Origin of the sequence: Streptomyces sp. NPDC085866 (genome assembly GCF_044541035.1) — a bacterium.
Lineage (GTDB): Bacteria > Actinomycetota > Actinomycetes > Streptomycetales > Streptomycetaceae > Streptomyces.
In genome coordinates this window covers 148,675-165,498 of record NZ_JBITSQ010000014.1, presented here as the reverse complement: position 1 = coordinate 165,498, position 16,824 = coordinate 148,675, and the positions used below count along the sequence as shown (strand labels likewise).

At 72.4% G+C, this 16,824-nt stretch carries 16 protein-coding genes; 12 read left to right on the top strand and 4 right to left on the bottom strand.

What is annotated here, in order from left to right:
• Nucleotides 1-45 precede the first annotated feature (45 nt).
• A complete protein-coding gene (locus ACIF83_RS32645) occupies nt 46-798 on the bottom strand; it encodes a FadR/GntR family transcriptional regulator (RefSeq protein WP_393476048.1) in 753 nt (250 codons plus the stop codon).
• A 95-nt stretch (nt 799-893) separates the two neighbouring features.
• On the opposite strand from ACIF83_RS32645, the gene ACIF83_RS32640 reads away from it, so the two are divergent.
• The 4 genes from ACIF83_RS32640 to ACIF83_RS32625 are packed head-to-tail and all read left to right on the top strand — an operon-like array spanning nt 894 to nt 5,689.
• On the top strand, nt 894-2,252 hold the full coding sequence (locus ACIF83_RS32640; RefSeq protein ID WP_393476045.1) for a glutamine synthetase family protein: 1,359 nt from the start codon (nt 894-896) through the stop codon (nt 2,250-2,252).
• 26 nt (nt 2,253-2,278) lie between these two features.
• Nucleotides 2,279-3,652 carry an aldehyde dehydrogenase family protein gene (locus ACIF83_RS32635; RefSeq protein WP_399732321.1) on the top strand — a complete coding sequence of 458 codons (1,374 nt, stop codon included), beginning with the start codon at nt 2,279-2,281 and terminating at the stop codon, nt 3,650-3,652.
• Nucleotides 3,649-4,431, top strand: a complete 783-nt coding sequence (locus tag ACIF83_RS32630) for a 3-oxoacyl-ACP reductase (protein WP_399732318.1) — start codon at nt 3,649-3,651, stop codon at nt 4,429-4,431. The genes ACIF83_RS32635 and ACIF83_RS32630 overlap by 4 nt, the downstream gene beginning before the upstream one ends.
• 25 nt (nt 4,432-4,456) lie before the next feature.
• On the top strand, nt 4,457-5,689 hold the full coding sequence (locus ACIF83_RS32625) for a haloacid dehalogenase-like hydrolase (protein ID WP_399732315.1): 1,233 nt from the start codon (nt 4,457-4,459) through the stop codon (nt 5,687-5,689).
• Nucleotides 5,690-5,696: 7 nt separating this feature from the next.
• Here ACIF83_RS32625 and ACIF83_RS32620 read toward each other — a convergent pair whose 3' ends face one another.
• On the bottom strand, nt 5,697-6,899 hold the full coding sequence (locus tag ACIF83_RS32620) for an amino acid deaminase/aldolase (protein ID WP_399732312.1): 1,203 nt from the start codon (nt 6,897-6,899) through the stop codon (nt 5,697-5,699).
• Between the two features lie 1,523 nt (nt 6,900-8,422).
• On the opposite strand from ACIF83_RS32620, the gene ACIF83_RS32615 reads away from it, so the two are divergent.
• A complete protein-coding gene (locus ACIF83_RS32615) occupies nt 8,423-9,304 on the top strand; it encodes a hypothetical protein (RefSeq protein WP_393476032.1) in 882 nt (293 codons plus the stop codon).
• Nucleotides 9,301-10,488 (top strand): type VII secretion-associated serine protease mycosin, encoded by a 1,188-nt coding sequence (gene mycP / locus ACIF83_RS32610; RefSeq protein WP_398139548.1) that lies wholly within the window; start codon nt 9,301-9,303, stop codon nt 10,486-10,488. The genes ACIF83_RS32615 and mycP overlap by 4 nt, the downstream gene beginning before the upstream one ends.
• Here the strand turns inward: mycP and ACIF83_RS32605 are convergent.
• Nucleotides 10,485-11,441: a serine hydrolase gene (locus ACIF83_RS32605; RefSeq protein ID WP_399732308.1), complete on the bottom strand. Its 957-nt coding sequence runs from the start codon at nt 11,439-11,441 to the stop codon at nt 10,485-10,487. The two genes, mycP and ACIF83_RS32605, sit on opposite strands and share 4 nt — an antisense overlap.
• A 150-nt stretch (nt 11,442-11,591) precedes the next feature.
• On the opposite strand from ACIF83_RS32605, the gene ACIF83_RS32600 reads away from it, so the two are divergent.
• A complete protein-coding gene (locus tag ACIF83_RS32600) occupies nt 11,592-12,323 on the top strand; it encodes an SseB family protein (protein ID WP_393476023.1) in 732 nt (243 codons plus the stop codon).
• A 51-nt stretch (nt 12,324-12,374) separates the two neighbouring features.
• On the opposite strand, the gene ACIF83_RS32595 is transcribed toward ACIF83_RS32600, so the two are convergent.
• Nucleotides 12,375-12,731 (bottom strand): DUF1844 domain-containing protein, encoded by a 357-nt coding sequence (locus ACIF83_RS32595; protein WP_145881329.1) that lies wholly within the window; start codon nt 12,729-12,731, stop codon nt 12,375-12,377.
• A gap of 361 nt (nt 12,732-13,092) precedes the next feature.
• Between ACIF83_RS32595 and infC the strand changes: the two genes are divergently transcribed.
• The 5 genes from infC (at nt 13,093) to ACIF83_RS32570 (ending at nt 16,714) form a co-directional block, all read left to right on the top strand.
• On the top strand, nt 13,093-13,776 hold the full coding sequence (gene infC / locus ACIF83_RS32590) for a translation initiation factor IF-3 (RefSeq protein WP_393476020.1): 684 nt from the start codon (nt 13,093-13,095) through the stop codon (nt 13,774-13,776).
• A gap of 111 nt (nt 13,777-13,887) precedes the next feature.
• Complete coding sequence (rpmI, locus tag ACIF83_RS32585) at nt 13,888-14,082, top strand: 50S ribosomal protein L35 (RefSeq protein WP_004933563.1); 195 nt, start codon at nt 13,888-13,890, stop codon at nt 14,080-14,082.
• A gap of 98 nt (nt 14,083-14,180) precedes the next feature.
• Nucleotides 14,181-14,564 carry a 50S ribosomal protein L20 gene (gene rplT / locus ACIF83_RS32580; RefSeq protein WP_018549117.1) on the top strand — a complete coding sequence of 128 codons (384 nt, stop codon included), beginning with the start codon at nt 14,181-14,183 and terminating at the stop codon, nt 14,562-14,564.
• 93 nt (nt 14,565-14,657) lie between these two features.
• Nucleotides 14,658-15,518 (top strand): TrmH family RNA methyltransferase, encoded by an 861-nt coding sequence (locus tag ACIF83_RS32575; protein ID WP_399732303.1) that lies wholly within the window; start codon nt 14,658-14,660, stop codon nt 15,516-15,518.
• 50 nt (nt 15,519-15,568) lie between these two features.
• Entirely contained in the window at nt 15,569-16,714 is a 1,146-nt protein-coding gene (locus ACIF83_RS32570) for an ATP-binding protein (protein WP_393476012.1), read from the top strand.
• The last annotated feature ends 110 nt before the right edge of the window (nt 16,715-16,824 follow it).

The window sequence follows — 16,824 nt, the reverse complement described above, 5'->3', positions numbered from 1 at the left end:
TCCCAGGAATTCAAAGGTTCACGTGCATACCTTTGCAGAGCGGGCTCACGCCAGGAAGCCCCGCAGCAGCGCCGCCGTGCCCGCGCAGTGCTCCCGCATCATCTCCCGCGCCCCGTCCGCGTCCCCGTCCAGTACCGCCTCCACCAGCGCGATGTGCTGCCGCTGCGAGTGCTCCAGGTTGCGCACCAGCAGCGGGATGCAGTCCAGCAGGTCGTTGACGGTCGCCCGGACCGCCGCGTACTGCGCGGTCAGCGACGGCGAACCGCACAACTCGGCCAACGTCAGGTGCAGCAGGGTGTCCAGCCGCCGGTAGTCCGCGAGCGGTGCCTCATGGGTCCGGTCCAGCGCCTCCCGCAGCCGGTCGGCCTGCTCGGCGGTCAGCCCGTGCGCCGCGCACAGCCCTGCCGCTCCCACCTCAAGGACCTCGCGGAACCGGAGTACATCTTCGATGTCGACCTCGGCGATCCGCCGCCGCAGCTCGTCCTCGCCGCCCGCGTCCGCGCGCGGCAGCACGAACGTTCCGCCGTACCGCCCGCGCCGCGCCTCCACCAGTCCCTGGTCATGCAGCACCTTCAGCACCTCGCGCAGGGTCACCCGGCTGATCCCGAGCCGCTCCGCCAGCTCCCGCTCGGCGGGCAGCCGCTCGCCGCCCGCCACCAGGCCGAGCCGTACGACCTGCAGGATCTGCTCCAGCGCCTCCTCGAAGCCGTTGCCCGCCCGCACCGGCCGCAGCACCGGGGCGAGCCGGTCGTCGACTCCCTGCGCAGGCACGCCCTGCGCGTCCGTCTCCTGCGACATCCGGCCGTACCCCCTTCCCAAGCAATGGTTCTCCGCAATACCTTATGGCTCCCGGCCCCGCCGTAAAACGCGAAGCAGCCTAAGGAGGCTCTCCCGTGGCAGACCGCACACCCCCACTGAGCGTCGAGGAGCTGCACGCCCTCGTCGCCGGTGGTGAGATCGACACTGTCGTCCTGGCGTTCCCCGACATGCAAGGGCGTCTCCAGGGCAAGCGGTTCGCCGCCCGATTCTTCCTCGACGAGGTCCTGCAGCACGGCACCGAGGGGTGCAACTACCTCCTCGCCGTCGACACCGAGATGAACACCGTCGACGGCTACGCGATGTCCTCCTGGGACCGAGGCTACGGCGACTTCGCCATGCACCCCGACCTCGCCACCCTGCGCCGCATCCCCTGGCACCCCGGCACCGCCCTGCTCGTCGCCGACCTCGCCTGGAACGACGGCGCCCCGGTCGTCGCCGCCCCGCGCCAGATCCTGCGCCGGCAGCTCGACCGGCTCGCCGAACTCGGCTACACCGCCCAGGTCGGCACCGAGCTGGAGTTCATCGTCTTCAAGGACAGCTACGAGCAGGCCTGGGACGCGAACTACCGCGACCTGACCCCGGCCAACCAGTACAACATCGACTACTCGATCCTCGGCACCGGCCGCATCGAGCCCCTGCTGCGCCGCCTGCGCAACGACATGGCCGCCGCCGGCCTCACCGTCGAGTCCGCCAAGGGCGAGTGCAACCCCGGCCAGCACGAGATCGCCTTCCGCTACGACGAGGCCCTGCGCACCTGCGACCAGCACGCCCTGTACAAGACCGGCGCCAAGGAGATCGCCGCCCAGGAGGGCGTCTCGATCACCTTCATGGCCAAATACAACGAGCGCGAGGGCAACTCCTGCCACATCCACCTCTCGCTCGCGGACGCCGACGGCGACAACGCGATGGCGCGGGACGGCGGGATGTCCGACGTCATGCGGCACTTCCTCGCCGGACAGCTCGCCGCCCTGCGCGACTTCTCCCTCCTCTACGCCCCCAACATCAACTCCTACAAGCGGTTCCAGCCCGGCTCCTTCGCGCCCACCGCGGTCGCCTGGGGTCACGACAACCGCACCTGCGCCCTGCGCGTGGTCGGCCACGGCCGCTCCCTGCGCTTCGAGAACCGCCTCCCGGGCGGTGACGTCAACCCGTACCTCGCCGTCGCCGGACTGGTCGCCGCCGGCCTGTACGGCATCGAGCAGAAGCTCGAACTCCCCGAGCCCTGCCCCGGCAACGCCTACACCGCCGACTTCGAGCACGTCCCGACCACCCTGCGCGAGGCTGCCGAACTCTGGGAGAACAGCCCGATCGCCAAGGCCGCCTTCGGCGACGAGGTCGTCGCGCACTACCGCAACATGGCACGCGTCGAGCTGGAGGCCTTCGACGCCGCGGTCACCGACTGGGAGCTGCGCCGCTCCTTCGAACGCCTGTGATTCGAACGCCTGTGAAAGGTCATCACGTGTCCGACCCGCACGAGCTGAAGGTCCTCAACCCCGCCACCGAGGAGGTCGTCGCCACCGTCCCCGCCGCCGACACGGCCGAGGTGGACGCCGCCGTCGTACGGGCCTCGCGCACCCAGGAGAAGTGGGCCGCCCTCCCGCCCGCCGACCGCGCCCGCCTGCTGCGCCGCTTCGCCGACGTCGTCGACACCCACATCGACGAACTGGCCCGGCTGGAGGTCCGCGAGGCCGGTCACACCCTCGGCAACGCCCGCTGGGAGGCCGGCAACGCCCGCGACCTGCTGCTGTACGCGGCCGGCGGCGCCGAACGCCTCCTCGGCAGGCAGATCCCCGCACCCGGCGGCTGGGACGTCACCTTTCACGAACCCCTGGGCGTCGTCGGCGTGATCGCCCCCTGGAACTTCCCCATGCCGATCGCCGCCTGGGGCTCCTTCCCGGCCCTCGCCGCGGGCAACGCGGTCGTCCTCAAGCCCGCCGAGACCACCCCGCTGACGGCGCTGCGGCTGGCCGAACTCGCCCTGGAGGCGGGCCTGCCCGAGGGGCTGTTCCAGGTGCTCCCCGGCTACGGCCACACCGCGGGCCGCGCCCTGGTCGACCACCCCGACGTCGCCAAGATCGTGTTCACCGGCTCGACCCGCACCGGCCGTGAGGTCATGGAGCGCTGCGCGAAGCTCGTCAAGCCGGTCACCCTCGAACTCGGCGGCAAGAGCCCCAACGTCGTCTTCGCCGACGCCGACCTCAAGGCCGCCCTCGACCCCTTCTCCTTCCTGGACAACTCCGGCCAGGACTGCTGCGCCCGCACCCGCATCCTCGTCCAGGAGTCGGTGTACGACGAGGCCCGCGACTTCCTCGCCCACGCGCTGGCCGGCGTCGTGGTGGGCGACCCGGCCGACGAGAAGACCCAGATGGGCCCGCTGATCTCCCGTCAGCAGCTCGACCGCGTACGGTCGTACGTCCCCGAGGACGCCCCGGCCCTGCGCGGCAGCGCCCCCGACGGACCCGGCTTCTGGTTCCCGCCGACCGTCCTCACGGGGGAGCGGCCGGGCAGCGCGGCGGCCCGCGAGGAGATCTTCGGCCCCGTCGCCGTCCTGCTCCCCTTCACCGACGAACAGGACGCGATCCGCCTCGCCAACGACACCCCCTACGGCCTCTCCGGCTCCATCTGGACCCGGGACGTCGGCCGCGCCCTGCGCGTCTCCCAGGCCGTCCGCGCGGGCAACCTGTCCGTCAACTCCCACTCCAGTGTCCGCTACTGGACCCCGTTCGGCGGCTTCAAGCAGTCCGGCCTCGGCCGTGAGCTGGGCCCGGACGCCCTGACCGCCTTCACCGAAACCAAGAACGTATTCATCAGCACGGAGGGCCCCGCACTGTGACCGACAACACCGTTTGCCGCCGCCTGGTCGGCCGTACCGCCGTCGTCACCGGAGCCGGCAGCGGCATCGGCCTCGCCGCCGCCCGCCGTCTCGCCTCCGAGGGCGCGCACGTGGTCTGCGGCGACGTCGACGAGGCCCGCGGCAAGGCCGCCGCCGACGAGGTCGGCGGGATCTTCGTCAAGGTCGACGTCACCGACCCCGAGCAGGTCGAGGCGCTGTTCAAGACCGCCTACGACACCTACGGCAGCGTCGACGTCGCCTTCAACAACGCCGGCATCTCCCCGCCCGACGACGACTCCATCCTGGAGACCGGCCTAGAGGCCTGGAAGCGGGTCCAGGAGGTCAACCTCACCTCCGTCTACCTGTGCTGCAAGGCCGCCATCCCGTACATGCGCCGCCAGGGCAGGGGCTCCATCATCAACACGGCGTCCTTCGTGGCCCGGATGGGCGCGGCGACCTCGCAGATCTCGTACACGGCCTCCAAGGGCGGCGTGCTCGCCATGTCCCGGGAACTGGGCGTGCAGTTCGCCCGCGAGGGCATCCGGGTCAACGCCCTCTGCCCGGGCCCGGTGAACACCCCGCTCCTGCAGGAGCTGTTCGCCAAGGACCCGGAGCGGGCCGCCCGCCGCCTCGTCCACATCCCCCTCGGCCGGTTCGCCGAGGCCGAGGAGATCGCCGCCGCCGTCGCCTTCCTGGCCAGCGACGACTCCTCCTTCGTCAACGCCACCGACTTCCTGGTGGACGGCGGAATCTCGGGCGCGTACGTCACGCCCCTGTAGGGACAAAGGTGTACGGTCCGCGCGTATGCGACAGCATCTCGCGTGGACCCTGGCAGCGGCCGCCGTCCTGGCGGCCGCGCCCACCGCATCGCCGGCAGCCGCACACAACTGCCCCCGGCTGACCAGTACCTGGTACGGCGCCAACCGCGCCCGGCTCCAGCAGGTCATCGACGCCTACGGCACCTGCTCCGGTCACCGGGGCGCGGTGGCCACGTTCGACTGGGACAACACGGTCACCAAGAACGACGTCACCGACGCCGCTCTCTCCTGGGCCCTGCGTCACGACCGGCTCCTGCGCCCGGCCCGCTGGAAGGACACCAGCGCCTGGCTGACCGACACCGCCGACCGTGCCCTCACGGCCGCCTGCGGCACCGGCGCGGGCACACCCCTGCGCAGCTCGGCCCGCCCCCGCTGCACGGACGAGATCGTGCGGATCCGCGAGTCCGGCACCACGACGAGCGGCGCCCCCGCCTTCGCCGGCCACTGGAACCACCGGCGCACGGTCCCGCAGTACGCCTGGGTCCCCCAGCTCTTCGCCGGCCGTACCCCCGCCGAACTGGCCTCCTACGCCAGGTCCGCCCGCCGCGAGGCCCTGACCGCCCCGGTCGGCGCGACCCGCACCCTGGGCACCCGCACGGTGCCCGCCTACGTCCGCTACTACGACCAGCAGCGCGACCTGATCCGCACCCTGCGGCGAGCCGGTTTCGAGGTGTACGTCGTCTCCGCGGGCGCGGAACCCGTCACCGAGGTCTGGTCCCGGGCGGTCGGCGTCGACGCGGCCCACACCATCGCCATCCGCCCGGTCCTGGACCGCCGGGGCCGGATCACCGTGTGGAACGAGGGCTGCGGCGGTGTCCCGGCGACCCGGGGCGCGGTGATCCCGTACATCGACGGCAAGCGTTGCTGGATCAACCAGGAGGTCTACGGCGTCCGGGGCGCCACGGCCTGGAAACAACAGCCCTGGAAACGGAGGCCCGCGCTCGCGGCCGGTGACGCCGACACCGACGTCACCTTCGTCGGGGACGCCACCGGCGCCCACCTCGTGATCAACCGCAACAAGCCGGAGCTGATGTGCCGGGCGTACGACGACGCCGACGGCCACTGGCTGGTGAACCCCATGTTCATCGCCCCGCTGCCGCGCCGGCCCGAGCCGTACCCGTGCGCGACCACCGCCCGCACCCACCCCGACGGCACGCTCGGACCGCTCCGGCGCGCCGACGGCTCGGTGGTGCCGGACCGGGCCGACACGGTCTACTGAGCGGCGCTCAGAGGAAGGTCTGCCCCTCACCCCGGTAGGTGGGCACGGTCGCCGTCACCGCGTCCCCCTCGATCAGATGCAGCGTGTCGAACCGCTCGCACAGCTCACCCGCCTTGGCGTGCCGGAACCACACCTTGTCGCCGATGAGCAGATCGTCGGCGACCGAGCCCAGCAGGGGCGTCTGCACCTCGCCGGGGCCCTCCTGCGGGTCGTAGCTGAGCCCCTCCGGCAGGTACGGCACCGGCAGCCGGTCGGGACCGGCCGCGCCGGAGGCCGGATAGCCGCCGCCGAGCACGGTGACGACACCCACGCCCGGCCGCCGGACGACGGGCTGGGCGAACAGGGCGGCCGGACGGCCGCTGAAGGACGTGTAGTTGTCGAAGAGCCGCGGCACGTACAGACCGGACCCCGCCGCGATCTCCGTGACCGCGTCCTCGGCGGCGGTGTGCTGCACACTGCCCGTGCCACCGCCGTTGACGAACTCCAGGTCGGGCGCCACGGCCCGGACCGCCCGCACCACGGCGGCGCGCCGCTCGACCAGCTCCCGCTTCGCGGCGGCCTGCATCAGCCGGATCGCCCGCGAGCGGAAGGGCCGTCCCGCCACGGAGTCCCCGACCCCGGCGATGTGCCCCTCGTACGCCATGATCCCCACCAGCTTGAAGCCCGGCCGCCGAGCCACGGCCCGGGCCAGCTCCGCGAGTTGGGCGGGCGAGCGCAGCGGCGAACGCAGCGCCCCCACCCGGACCCGGCCGCCCAGCAGCTTCAGCGAGGTGTCCAACTCCAGGCAGACCCGCACCACTTCACGCCCGCCGTCGCGGGCCGCGTCGATGAGGTCGAGGTGGGCGACGTCGTCGATCATCACGGTGACGGCGCCCGCGAGCTTGGGATCGGCCGCCAGCTCCGCGAAACCGGACCGGTCGGCGGACGGATAGGCCAGCAGGACGTCGTCGAACCCGGAACGCGCGAGCCACAGCGACTCGGCGAGGGTGAACGACATGATGCCCTGGAATCCGTCCCTGGCCAGGACACGTTCCAGCAGGGCCCGGCAGCGAACCGACTTGCTCGCGACCCGGACCGGCTTCCCGGCGGCGCGGCGGACCAGATCGTCCGCGTTGGCGTCGAAGGCGTCCAGATCCACGATCGCCAGCGGGGCGTCGAGATGGGCGGTGGCCCGGTCGTAACGGGCCCGATCAGCGGCAGGCGCAGTCATGACGGAAGCCTGCCAGACAGGATTACCGCAGGGTAGGGGGACGTTCCGGGCAGATGCCCCGGGCTCGTGGACTGGTTCTCTTTCTCTCCCGGACAACCCGTAGAGTGACGCGCAGGTACGGCGGAACGTGCCCGGCCACTTCACTGAACCGGGATGCCGGTCCAGCCGTACGGGTATGCGTGCCCGGACGGAGTCTCCGCACCGGGCGCGGCCGAGGAGCACGACGGCCCGCGTACGAGGAAACGGCCCGGGCACGAGGAAACGGGGGGTGCATGAGCACGGAAGCGCGCCGCGCCCCCGTACCGCCACGCCCGACGGATCCGCCGCCCGGCCCCACCCCCGAACCCCCGTCGCCGACCACGCCCGCAGGGGCACCGACGGCCGGACCGTCGGCACCGACGGGCGCCCGCGAACCGGCCGGGTACCGGACGGTTTCCGCAGGGCCGGCGCCGATCCCGGCCGTACCGGGCTCCGAGGACCTCGACGAAGAGCCCTCCGTCTTCGCACCCCGCGCCATCCGGAACGCGACCACACGGGCGCCGGGGGAGGAACAGTCCGACCGCCCGGGGCAGGCGCCCGGCGCGGGCCCCACCCGCTTCGCCGCCTTCCGGCCTTCCGCCGTGCCCGAGGCCCCCGACCTGGTGAGCCCGCCGCCGCCCCCCGCCTCGGCCCGCTTCCCCGACGCCCCGCCGAGCGCGGGCCGCCTCCCCGACACGGCACCGAGCACGGGCCGCAAGGCACGCGCCGAACGGGCCGCCACGACCCTGCCGCCCCGTGCGGGAGCACCTGCGGAGTCCCTCACGGAGACGACGACCCGGCTCCGCCCGATCCGCCCGACGCCCGAGCCGCAGCACCCCGGCCCGGCGGCCACGCCGTCCGCGGGCCGTTCGGGGGAGTCTGCTTCGGGTGGTGCGGGTTCTGCGTCCGCGTCGTTCGCCGGTCGTTCGGGGGAGTCTGCTTCGGGTGGTGCGGGTTCTGCGTCCGCGTCGTTCGCCGGTCGTTCGGGGGATTCCGTTCCCGGCCGTCCGGGTTCCGTGTCCGCGCCGTCCGCGGGCCGTCCGGAGGAGTCCGCTCCCGGCCGTGTCGATTCCGTGGCGACGCCGTACCCGGGCACCCCGCCCCGCCGACCCGCGGCGCCCGCGGAGTCCCTCTCGGAGACGACGGCCCCGCTGCGGCCGATCCGGTCGGCGACCGAGCCGCAGCACCCCGGCCCCGCGTCCGCGTCGTTCGCCGGTCGTCCGGGGGAGTCTGCCTCGGGTGGTGCGGGTTCTGCGTCCGTGTCGTCCGCGGGCCATCCGTTGGAGCCTGCTCCGGGCCGTGCGGGTTCTGCCTCCGCGCCGCTCGCCGGTCGCCCGGGGGAGTCCGTTCCCGGCCGTCCGGGTTCCGCGGCCACGCCGTCCGACGGCCGTCAGGCCTCCGCGCAGGCCCCCGCCGGCACCCGCCCGACCTCTCCGCTGCCACCCCCAAGGCCCCCGGCGCGCGGCCTCCGGAGTGCCTGGAGCCCGAACGACCCCGCGCACCCCGTGAGCCCTCCGCCGTCCTCGCCGGACCCGGCCCTCTCCTGGAGCGCCGGGACCGCCGCTCGGCCCGTCGTGTCGTTCGGGGAACCCGAGGGGTACGACGAGCGGATGCGGGCGCGGCCGCTGGGCGTGCGCGTAGGTCCCCGGACCGCCGCTGCCGCCGCCTGCCTGGTCCTCGGACTCGGCCTCATCGGCGGTGCCGTGACCGGGAGTTGGCTCACCGGGGACGGCGGGGACGGCCCGGCCGGGAACGGGTTCACCGCGGCCGCGACGCTGTGGCACAACGTGCCCGTCGACCGGCTCTTCCCGCCCACCCTCCAGGGCACCGGCGCCGGACCCGGCGGTGCCGACCGGACCTGGACGCGGATCGCCGTCGCCCCGGACACCAAGTGCGCCGACGCCTTCGACCCCCTGCTGCACAAGGTGCTCGCCCCCGTCGGCTGCCAGCGGCTCCTGCGCGCCACCTACACCGACGCCACCCAGACCTACGTCACCACCGTCGGCCTGCTCTTCACCAAGGGCGACTCCGCCGCCATGTCCTCGCTCGCCGCCCGCTTCCGCGACGAGCACCTGGACCGCCGCAGCGACCTGATGCCCCGGCCGTACGCCGCCAAGGGCACCGCCGCGGCCGGCTTCGGCGACAAGCAGCGCGCCAGTTGGACCCTCTCCGTCCTCACCGACGCCCCCGTCGTCGCCTATTCCGTCTCCGGATGGGCCGACGGCCGCACCGTCGACTCGCCCCAGCCCGCCGCGGACGCCCTCCGCTCCGGCGCCACCTCGGCACCCGCCCAGGCCGGTCTCGGCAACGAGGCCCAGGGCCTGGCCGACCGCGTCGAACGGCGACTGCGCCAGACCGTCAGCTCGGCCACGGAGAAACCGTCATGAGGCGAACGATGCGCGGCCACCGCCGCGCGCGGGTGACCGGGTCGGCGGTGAGCCTCCTGCTCGCCGGCTCCCTCGTCCTGCTGCCGTCCGCCGAGGCCCATGCCGACGGCATCCGCGCCCAGCAGTGGGGCCTGTCCGCCCTCCACCTCGACGAGGCCTGGCGCACCACCAAGGGCCAGGGCGTCACCGTCGCCGTCCTGGACACCGGAGTCGAGGCCGACCACCCGGACCTCGCCGGCAACGTCCTGTCCACCAAGGACATGATCGGCTTCGGCGCCGAGCCCGGCGACCGCACCTGGGCCCGGCACGGCACCGCCATGGCCGGCATCATCGCCGGGCACGGCCACGGACCCGGCAACACCGAGGGCGTCATGGGCGTCGCGCCCGAGGCGAAGATCCTGCCCGTGCGGGTCATCCTCGAGGACGGCGACCCCGCCCGTGCCAAGGCCCGCACCACCCGCGGCGACGCCCTCGCCGACGGCATCCGCTGGGCCGCCGACCACGGCGCCGACGTCATCAACCTCTCCCTCGGCGACGACTCCAACTCCGCCCACCCGGAGCCCAGCGAGGACGAGGCCGTGCAGTACGCCCTGAAGAAGGGCGTGGTCGTCGTGGCCTCCGCGGGCAACGGCGGCGACAAGGGCGACCACGTCTCCTACCCGGCCGCCTACCCCGGCGTCATCGCCGCCACCGCCGTGGACAAGTTCGGCACGCGTGCCTCCTTCTCCACCCGCCGCTGGTACGCCGCGGTCAGCGCGCCGGGCGTGAACGTCGTGATCGCCGACCCCGACCACAAGTACTACGAGGGCTGGGGCACCTCGGCCGCCTCCGCCTTCGTCTCGGGCGCCGCGGCCCTGATCAAGGCGGCCCACCCCACCCTGACCCCGGCCCAGGTCAAGAAGCTCCTCGAGGACACGGCCCGCGACGCCCCGGTGGGCGGCCGCGACGACTCCCGGGGCTTCGGCATGATCGACCCGGCGGCAGCCCTCAGGGCAGCGGCCGAGCTCAAGCCGAAGGGCCTGCGCCCGGCGTCGTACGACAAGAAGTACTTCGGCCCCGGCCCGGACACCCCCAAGTCCACCACGTCCACCTCCGACTGGGCGGGCCCCCTGGCGGGCAGCATCGGCGGAGTCCTGCTGGTGGCGGCCGTGGTCCTGTGGAGAAACCGCAGGACCTCTTCCTAGGACGAGGCGAACGAAGACACCGCCGCCTTCGCAGCAGCCTCCACCAACGCGATCCCCTTCGCCTGACTCACCGTCCCCTTGGACAACACGGCCACCAGGTAGTCGGAGCCGTCCACCGTCACCCGCCCGATGCTGTTGACGTCCCACAGCCCCGTCGTACTACGCGCCAGCCACCCGTTCTTCAAAGCCCACGAGGACCCCACGGCGGCAGCCGAAACCCCCCACTGCTGATCGGCCTCCACACCCTTCATCAGCCCCTGCACATACGTCCGCGAGGCCGCACTCAGCAACGACTCCTCCCCGAACACCTGCTGAAGCAGCATCAGTTGATCGGCCGCCGTGGTCTGAGTCAGCCCCCACAGCTCACCGTCACCACCCGAGGTCGCCGAAAGACCGAACCGCTCGTTCGCCGCGTCCAGCCCGTCCGCCCGCCCGATCGTGTGCCACAGGGCCGTCGCGGACGCGTTGTCACTGTTCTCGATCATCTTCGTGGCGTAGGCCTTCTCGGAAGCCGTCAGATGCCGCCCGGCCTCCTGCGCCTGCAGCAGCAGCGTCGCCAGGATGTCCACCTTGACGATGCTCGCCGTGTCGAAGGCGGCCTCGCCGTACCCGGCGCTCTCCCCGGAGTCCACTTCCAGCACCGCCGTCGACACCTCCGCGCCGGACGGCACGCTCACCGCGGTCATGGCCTTGGACAGCAGCGCCTTCCGGTCCACGGCCGACGCCGAAGTCGCGGGTTCCACCGATGCCTCCTCGCCCGCCGTGACCGAGGTGGAGGCCGACGGCGACCCCGCCGACGATACGGCCCCGGCACCGGAGTGCGCCCGCGCCTTCACATAGACCGTGCCGCCCGCCGTGACCCCGCCGACGGTGACCACGGCCAGCGCGGTGAAGAGCAGCGGGCGTCGGGAGCGGCGGGCACGGCGGCGGCGACTGGCTCTGGGGGACTCCATGCCCGCGATGCTCGGGGCGGGGACTGTGCGCTCCGTTAGACGGACGTTAGATCTGCGTCAGGGAATGCTGAGATTCCTGTGAGGCCGGTGACGGCCCGGTTTCCGGCCCCGCACAAGCCCAGCAGCTTCCCCCCTATAGGGTCGGTGACCGTGGCGAACAAGAACATTCCCGACCCCGGCTTCTCCGACGACGACGGCTCCGCCGACCCCCGGCTGAGCGCCGCGCTCGCCGCCTGGGCCGAGGACCGCACCGCCGTCGGCCCCGTCCTGGAGGCGCTCAAGGGCGCCCGGCTGCTCGTGCCCGTGGTGGCCGTGCTCGGCGAGGTCGAGGAGGACGAGAACGGGCTGCGCCGCGAGAAGACCAGCGACATGGCCGTACCCACGCTGAAGGCAGGCGACCGCACCGCCCTGCCCGCCTTCACCTCCACCGACTCCCTGGCCCGCTGGGACCCGGCGGCCCGCCCGGTCGCCGTACCCCTGCACCAGGCGCTGCAGGCGGCCGCGCACGAGAAGGCGGACACGGTCGTCCTGGACCTGGCCGGACCGGTGCCCTTCGAGCTGACCGGCCCCGCGCTGCTCGCCCTCGCCGAGGGCCGGACCAGCACGGACCCGCTCGCCGACCCGGCCGTCGTCGAGGCCGTACGCGCCGCCGTGGCCGCCGAGCCCGCCGTCCTGCGCGCGCACCTCGGGCCCGGCCGGGCCGACGGCACCCTCGCCCTCGTCCTCGACCCGGCCGCCGCGCCCGCCGAGGCCGCCCGAACGGTCGCCGAGCGGTTGGCCGCCGACGAAACACTGCGGGCCCGCCTGGTGCGCGGCCTCGACCTGGCACTGCTGCCGGCCGGGACCACGCCTCCGGGCGAGCCCTTGTTCGTGCGGGGATGAGTCGCCGTACGGGACGAGCCGGCGTACGGGGACCGGTCAGCCGTGGCCGGTCTAGCCGTAGACCGGTCCGGTGTACTTCTCGCCCGGACCCTGGCCCGGCTCGTCCGGGACGATCGACGCCTCGCGGAACGCCAGCTGCAGCGACTTCAGGCCGTCCCGCAGCGGGGCCGCGTGGAAGGAGCTGATCTCGGTCGCGCTCGCGTCCAGCAGGCCGGCGAGACCGGTGATCAGCTTGCGGGCCTCGTCCAGGTCCTTGTACTTGTCGCCCTCCTCGCTCAGCCCGAGCTTCACGGCGGCGGCGCTCATCAGGTTGACGGCGACCGTCACGATCACCTCGACGGCGGGGACCTCGGCGATGTCCCGGGTCATCGCGTCGAAGTCGGTGTTCTCAGGAGGGGTCTCACTCATGCTCCACACGATAGGCGAGGGCGGGCGGGTGTCTGCATCAGCCCCACCCGGCCTCAATTAGCCCTTGTCAAGCGATCCTGCTAATCTGGTGGGCGACCGGTTGGACATGACTGTGCCCAACCAACAAGTGGAGGCTCCGATCTCCCACCTGACCGTCCTGAGGGACGGCGGGTCATCCGGTCAGGCGGCCACCATCGTTCCGTACGGACGATGGAGTCGCCCGATGTGCGCCCCGCGGTCATCGCGGCGGTGCTCCGGTTGTCTTTTGGAGCCCCGCCTGTGATCGTCCGGGGCATTTTTTGTGCTTCGGCGCGGTTAGGTCTAACGAAAAGAGACATACGCGGCTGTCCGCCAGACCGCCGTGTGGTGCTACCGAGGAGGATCCATCAGCGCCGAGCCCCGCATCAACGACCGGATTCGCGTTCCCGAGGTGCGACTTGTCGGTCCCAGTGGCGAGCAGGTGGGCATCGTCCCGCTGGCGAAGGCACTGGAGCTTGCGCAGGAGTACGACCTGGACCTGGTCGAGGTCGCGGCGAACGCCCGTCCGCCCGTGTGCAAGCTCATGGACTACGGGAAGTTCAAGTACGAGTCGGCCATGAAGGCCCGTGAGGCGCGCAAGAACCAGGCGCACACGGTCATCAAGGAGATGAAGCTCCGGCCGAAGATCGACCCGCACGACTATGACACCAAGAAGGGTCACGTCGTCCGGTTCCTCAAGCAGGGCGACAAGGTCAAGATCACGATCATGTTCCGTGGTCGCGAGCAGTCCCGGCCGGAGCTCGGCTACCGACTGCTGCAGCGGCTGGCGGAGGACGTCCAGGAGCTCGGTTTCGTCGAGTCGAACCCGAAGCAGGACGGCCGCAACATGATCATGGTTCTCGGTCCGCACAAGAAGAAGACCGAGGCGATGGCCGAGGCGCGTCAGGCGCAGGAGGCCCGCAAGGCCGAAGCGAAGGCGAACCCCGGTCGTTCGCAGAACGCCGCCGACGCTCAGCCTGAAGAGGATCCGGCCGAGGCTCCGGCCGAGGCTTCCGCCGAGGCGTGATCCCGGGGGACGCGAGTCCCCGAGGATGTAACCGATACAAGAGCGACGTTCCACCGTGCCCGGTTTCGCGACCGGGCACCGGAACGCCACCGACGAGGAGAGAACGGCGCTATGCCGAAGAACAAGTCGCACAGCGGTGCCAGCAAGCGCTTCAAGGTCACCGGCTCCGGCAAGGTGCTCCGTGAGCGCGCCGGCAAGCGCCACCTGCTCGAGCACAAGTCGTCCCGCGTGACGCGTCGCCTCACCGGCAACGCCGAGATGGCCCCGGGCGACGCCGCGAAGATCAAGAAGCTTCTCGGCAAGTGACGTCGCGGCGCCGTCCGAGCGCCGTACGTCTGGACCGGGACCCAATCGTTTCCGGGTCGTGTGAGCACCCCCACGGCCCCGCTACAAGGAGTTAACAAGTGGCACGCGTCAAGCGGGCAGTCAACGCCCACAAGAAGCGCCGGGCGATCCTCGAGGCGGCCTCCGGCTACCGCGGTCAGCGCTCGCGCCTGTACCGCAAGGCCAAGGAGCAGGTCACCCACTCGCTGGTCTACAACTACAACGACCGCAAGAAGCGCAAGGGCGACTTCCGTCAGCTGTGGATCCAGCGCATCAACGCCGCTGCCCGCGCCAACGGCATCACGTACAACCGCTTCATCCAGGGTCTGAAGGCCGCGAACGTCGAGGTCGACCGCAAGATCCTGGCCGAGCTGGCCGTCAACGACGCGGGTGCCTTCGCCGCCCTCGTCGAGGTCGCCCAGAAGGCGCTGCCGGCGGACGTGAACGCCCCCAAGGCTGCGTGACGCCGCGCCGGCTCCAGGCCGACGTGACTGAAGGGACCCGCAGGCTGCGGAAGCCTGCGGGTCCGCTTGTGTTTCGAAGCAGAGGTGACTTTCATGCCCCCCGTCAGCCCCGAGCTGATCTCACCCCGGTCCGCCCGTGTGAGCGCCGCGCGGCGGCTTGCCAAGCGGAACTTCCGGGGTAAGGACCGGCTGTTCCTCGCCGAGGGGCCGCAGGCCGTGCGGGAGGCCGCCGGGCATCGGGCCGGCGGGCAGGCGACCCTCGTCGAGCTGTTCGCCACCGTGGAGGCCGCGGAGCGGTACGCCGACATCGTCGGAGAGGCCCGCGGCGCCGGAGCCCGGGTGCACCTCGCCTCCGAGGACGTCATCGCCGACATCTCCACCACTGTCACCCCGCAGGGACTGGTCGGTGTCTGCCGGTTCCTGGACACCCCCTTCGAGGACGTCCTCGCCGCCCGGCCCAAGCTCGTCGCCGTGCTCGCGCACGTCCGCGACCCGGGCAACGCCGGCACCGTGCTGCGCTGTGCCGACGCCGCCGGAGCCGAGGCGGTCGTCCTCACCGACGCCTCCGTCGACGTGTACAACCCCAAGGCCGTACGCGCCTCCGTGGGCTCCCTGTTCCATCTGCCGGTCGCCGTCGGCGTACCCGTCGAGCACGCCGTGGCGGGGCTGAAGGACGCCGGCGTGCGGATCCTCGCCGCAGACGGAGCCGGTGACCGCGACCTGGACGAGGAACTGGACAAGGGCACGATGGGCGGACCCACCGCTTGGGTGTTCGGCAACGAGGCCTGGGGGCTCCCGGAGGAGACCCGCGACCTCGCCGACGCCGTCGTCCGCGTCCCCATCCACGGGAAGGCCGAGAGCCTGAACCTCGCCACGGCCGCCGCCGTATGTCTCTATGCGTCGGCCCGTGCACAGCGCGCCTCCGGAGGGTGCCGCACCGTCACCGAGAGCTAGTAGGGTGGCCAGCTCGAGGCCCTGCGCCGTCTGAGAGGTGGGGTACGGGGATGAGTGTGGTCGGCACCAGCACTGCGCCGGACGGGCGGGACGTGCGCCGCACCCCCGCGCCCCGGCACGGCGACGGTGCCGAGACCGGCCTCGGCATCGACCCCGACCAGCTGCCCGACGGCCTGGTCGTCGCCGACGACCGCGGCCGGGTGATCTGCTTCAACGCCGCCGCCGAACGCATCACCGCCGTCCGTGCCGCCGACGCCCTCGGGCAGCAGCTGGACAGGGCCCTGCCCCTGGAGGACCTGGAGGGCAGGCGCTGGTGGCAGCTCACCGACCCCTACGGCGGTCTCGCCATCCGGGTACGGCAGCCCGAGCGCAACCTGCTGCTGCCCGGCGGGCGGGAGGTGCTGGTCTCGGCCCGGTACGTGCGCGCCGAACCCCTCGGGGCCGTCCACCGTGTCGTCATCTCCCTGCGGGACACCGAGGCCCGCCGCCGCACCGAGCGCAGCCACGCCGAGCTGATCGCCACCGTCGCCCACGAGCTGCGCTCCCCGCTGACCTCCGTCAAGGGCTTCACCGCCACGCTCCTCGCCAAATGGGAACGCTTCACCGACGACCAGAAACGGCTGATGCTGGAGACCGTCGACGCCGACGCCGACCGCGTCACCCGGCTCATCGCCGAGCTGCTGGACATCTCGCGGATCGACAGCGGGCGGCTGGAGGTCAGGCGCCAGCCCGTGGACATAGGCGCGGCCGTCGGCCGGCACATCCAGGCCTACGTCGCCGCCGGGCAGCCCGCCGACCGCTTCCTGCTGCGCATCGAGCAGCCGCTGCCCGCCCTGTGGGCCGACCCCGACAAGGTCGACCAGGTGCTCAGCAACCTGCTGGAAAATGCCGTGCGGCACGGCGAGGGAACCGTCACCATTGATGTCACACCCTCGGCATCCCCGCGCGAAGGCGAGGAAACCGGCACGTCGGTCACGGTGAGCGACGAGGGGCCCGGCATCCCGGAGGAATCCATGAACCGCGTCTTCACCCGCTTCTGGCGGGGCAGCAAGCGCGGCGGCACGGGTCTGGGGCTGTACATCGTCAAGGGCATCGTCGAGGCCCACGGCGGCATCATCACGGTCGGCCGCGCCATCGGCGGCGGCGCCGAGTTCCGATTTATCTTGCCCGTGGCAGCCCCGGCGTATCTCGCCTAGCGGCCCACGGGCCATTCGTCCACCCCCACCCCGTTAGACTCGGCCTTTGGCACCTTTGTGTCCTTCACGCGGCCCTCACGAGTCGGTGACGGGGACCATCCGCCAGCCCA